Raw genomic sequence first — 3,020 nt, forward strand, 5'->3', positions numbered from 1 at the left:
CCGCCACCAGGGTGTTGTACTGGAGCATGAACAGGTGCTCGACGCGGTTCTTGGTGCTTTCCCGGTGGACGTCCTCATAGGAGGTGAAGAGGTTGATCACCGAGGGATTGGCATTGGCGTAGGTGATGACTTCGAGGGCCTTGTCGGCGGCCAGTTTGTAGTGGGAAGCTCCTTTGCTGAGGGGGAAGCCAGCCATGGTGAGGTAGACTTTGGCGAGTTGGGTTTTGACCGCTGCCAGGTTAACCCGACCACTCGCATCCATCCACGCCAGTCCCGAGGCTTCTGCTGCTAACAGATCATCGACGATCAGTTTATAAACATCTTCTTTAGATGCCCGAGCAGGTAAGAAATCCGTCGATGCTGCCGTTTGGGGCGCCGTGATTAAAGGAATGTCGCCCCATAACTGAACCGCCGTAAAATACGCAGTTGCTCGTAGGAACCGGGTTTCGCCCAGAATTTTAGTCTTCTGTGCGGCATCCATCGGCGTAATGCCGGGAACCCGGTCAAGTACCTGATTGGCATTGGCGATAACCCGGTATAGGCCGTTCCAGTAGTTGACCACGTGAGCCGTATTACCATCATGAACCAAGCTATACAGGTTGTTGAGGTCGGAGTTCTGAGCGGTCTCAGTGGTGGAGGTTCCGGTCAGGGCTTCGAGCAACTGCCAGTTGCTGGAGAAGATACCGGCCCCATCGCCCATAAACCGCAGACTGGCGTAGACCGAGGCCAAACCGGCTTCAGCATGGTCAGGAATTGTATAGAAATTGCTTGTTGTTAAATTCGAAGGCGCCTGTTCCTTCAGGAATTCAGTACAACCGGCAGGACCCATCAGGGCTGCACCACACAGCAAAACTCTACTTATATTTTTTACTAAGGTATGTCTCATACAAGGAAATGTCAGTTAATTAAATGCATTTGCGAACTACAAGCCAATTTGTAGGCCTAAGAGATACGTAGTTGGCTTAGGATAGTTGTGCCAGATCATGCCCTGCGAGAAAGCACTGTTACCCGTACCTTGGTTGGTCGGTGTAACTTCCGGATCACCAACGATCGGATCTTTCAGCAGCAAGAAGAAGTTCTGAGCGGAGACGTATACGCGTAACCGGTTCATCTTCAGTTTAGACGTTACGTTAACCGGCAGCGTATAGCCAAACAGGAGGTTGCGGCCCCGCAGGAACGAACCATCCTTGATCCAGTGGCTGTCCACGTTGGTCACGTAGCCCGCCCGTGTGTCCCGAACTTCGGCAATCTGGCTACCCTGGTTGGTGGGTGTCCAGGCATTCAGTACCGACGAATAGCTGTTGGCCAGGGCCTGCCGGTCTTCACTGGCGTGCAGGTTCATCATCATCACCTGGTTGCCAAACATGTACTGCAATTCCAACGTGGCGTCGAAGTTGCCAACGCGGATGTTGTTGGTCATGGCTCCCCAGCCTTTCGGGCTGCCGTTGCCAATGATGCTGCGGTCAGCATCGGTGATCGCCTTGTCGCCGTTCACATCGAGGTACTTGATGTCGCCGGGCAGAATGGTCAGACCATTGCGGTAGCTGGTGAACTTGGCGGCTTCTTCCCGCTCGGCTTCACTCCACACACCGGCACGTGTCAGGCCCCAGAATGAACCAACGGCTTCACCTACCCGAATCACGTTGGTAGGGTTAGTGAAGTTAGGACCACCTACGTTGAAAATATCCGATGGGGTAGCCAGCGACAGTACCTTGTTTTTGTTCAGGGAGATGTTAAACGAAGTATTCCAGCTGAAGTTTCCGCGGTTGATGTTCACCGTGTTCAGACCAAACTCGAAGCCTTTGTTCTCCATCGAGCCCACGTTGCGCCGGATGGTGGCATAACCACTCGACTGGGGTACGGGGGCATCCAGCAGCATGTCGGTCGTCAGACGGTAGTAGTAATCCGCTTCCAGCGAGATGCGTCCTTTGAGGAAACCAACTTCAAGACCTACATCAGTCTGGGCCGTTTTCTCCCACCGCAGGTCGGGGTTAGCCAAACGGTTGATACCCGTACCACTTACTCTGGTATCATTATAAATCGTCGAGTAGTTCGAGCTCAATAGCGACAGCGAAGAGTAAGGCGGAATTTCGGAGTTACCCGTCAGACCGTAGCTGGTACGGATCTTCAAATTCGAGATGACGGGGTTGCCCTTCAGGAAGTCCTCTTCCGATACCCGCCAGGCCAGAGCCGCCGAGGGGAAGAAAGCAAACTTGTGGTTTTCTCCGAACTTCGAGGAGCCGTCGGCCCGGCCGGTGGCCGTGAAGAGGTACTTGTTCTTGTAGCCGTAGTTGATCCGACCAAAGTAGGAGTTAAAGGCAAAACGCGATGCGCCTGAACTAACTCCTGGGTTAATTGCACCGGCCCCCAGGTTATTGAAGCCAAAGTAGTCGGTAGCGAAACCGCTCACGCTGGCGCCAATGCCAAAGGTGTTGGTTTCCTGCCAGGACAGACCCAACAGACCCGTGAAGGAGTGATCCTGACCAAACTGCTTGTTATAGGTCAGGTAGTTCTCTAACGACCAGAAATTCTGCCGGTTATTATTTGCCGATGCGTTACCGTTGTTACCGATGTTGAGTGTACGGGTCTGCGACTGGTTGATCTCCTGGGTTTGAATGTTAGTACCCAGCACCGTGCGCATCTCCAACCCTTTACCGAAGGTGATGTTGGTGAACAGACTGCCCAAAATGGTTTGGGTGTTCTGGATGTACTTACGGTCCATCAGCCGGTGCACCGAACTCATGGTGCCCTCAGCAAAGGGGTAGTCCCGGTTCTCAGCAAAGACACCTGTATCAGGGTAGCGCACGGGCAGGAACGGAAAGTCCTCCACGATCTGACGAGCTACCGCATCGTTGACGTCCACCAGGTTTTCCGTTTGGTAGTTGTAGCTCATGGTACCGCCGATTTTGAGCCAGCTCTTAACCTGATCGTCGATCGAGAAACGTCCCGAGTAGCGCTTCATGTAAGAGGTCTTGATCAAGCCCTGATCATCGCGGTAGTTGAGCGAGAGCGAGTACTGG

The 3,020-nt window shown here is 53.4% G+C and carries 2 protein-coding genes; both read right to left on the minus strand.

The genetic code is table 11. The features are described from left to right. Positions 1-886: RagB/SusD family nutrient uptake outer membrane protein (locus ACYVJM_RS31975; protein ID WP_461152186.1), on the minus strand; the 886-nt coding region annotated here is incomplete at its 3' end. A gap of 36 nt (positions 887-922) precedes the next feature. Then, positions 923-3,020 (minus strand): SusC/RagA family TonB-linked outer membrane protein (locus ACYVJM_RS31980; RefSeq protein ID WP_461152187.1); only part of this gene is annotated, 2,098 nt, incomplete at its 5' end.

This window comes from Spirosoma pulveris, from assembly GCF_054781875.1.